Annotated in this window: 1 protein-coding gene; it reads right to left on the reverse strand. The window is 66.0% G+C overall.

Annotated elements, in window-relative coordinates:
* The coding region (locus tag ACWDKQ_RS36285) for a hypothetical protein (protein ID WP_450143258.1) at positions 1-1,167 on the reverse strand (1,167 nt) is incomplete at its 3' end.
* Positions 1,168-1,216: the final 49 nt, after the last annotated feature.

A 1,216-nucleotide genomic window follows, 5' to 3' on the forward strand; every position in this document is an offset into this window, starting at 1 on the left:
TGGCGGCGTACCCGGCCGGTGCTGCCCGTAGTCCCGCACCGCCGGAACACCACCCGTCGCGTCCCCGCCCACCACACTGCTACCAGCACCGCCCTCAACGTCCTTGTTGTCCTTGCCGTCCACGGCAGCGGACGCCACCAGGTCTTTACCGGAGGGCACCGGCACCGCAGCCGAATCCACCGGCCCGACCGGGAAAACAGAGTCCGCATCAGACGGCTTCGAGGTATCGGAGGAATCGAACGTGTTGTCCTTGCCTGGGGAGCCAGGGGTATCTCCTGGCTGCGACCCAGGTCCTGCCCCCGGCAGTGGGGTTTTCTCCTCGTTGAGCCCGCCGCCGTCGGTGGTGGTGTCTGGACGTCGGCTGGTGTCGTCGAGGTAGGGGCTCGGGCCTTGCGGGTGCAGTTTGCCCCGCCATGCCAAGCCTGTCAGATTGCCCACACCGCTGAATACCGACTCGGATACGCCTGCTGTCACCGAGAACGGGTTCCAGGTCACGTCTTGGCCTGTGGCCGCCTGATATCCGACCTCGCCGAACAACTCGCCTAGGCCGTCGGATAACGCTTCCCCGATCCCGCTGCCGAACCGTGCCGACCACATGCCCCGCACCGACATTCCCGCGTAATGATCCAGGTGCTCCCCCACCGCATCGGCGAAGCGGGCCATCGCCGAGATCGGATACTTCTCCGCGTGCTCGGCCACCGCCCGCTTCGCCGCCGCCTCCAGGATCTTCTCGTCCACTTCATCGCCGAGTCCCCGCACCAGCACCTTCGTCAGCGTATTGCCGACCAGTCCGCCTACCGCCGACAACGGCAGCGACACCAACGCCGAGAACGCCCCCATTCCCGCCGCCTGCTCACTGAGCTTCCCGTCCCACTTCTGGGCTGATTTCTCACCCAGCATCTGTATCTGGGCCTGCAGATCCGGTACCACGTTGAACGCCACCCCACCGGCTGCCGCCATGGCCAACCGCATGAACAACTGGCCCCACCACCGCGACAGCAAAAAGCGCATCACCGCCATCCGCGCCGCCAGCCACGCCATCGACGCACCCCCGGTCGCCCCCGCCCAATACACCGCCCACGCCATCTCGAACAACAAAATTTCCAGACTATGGATCGTCGCCAGCTTCAAATACCGCACCTGCCGCGCCAGGTTCCGCACGAACACCGCTAACTCCCGCAACGCCCCCTCACCCGAGGCCAGCAGCCCATCGAAA

Source organism: Saccharopolyspora sp. NPDC000995, assembly GCF_053599315.1.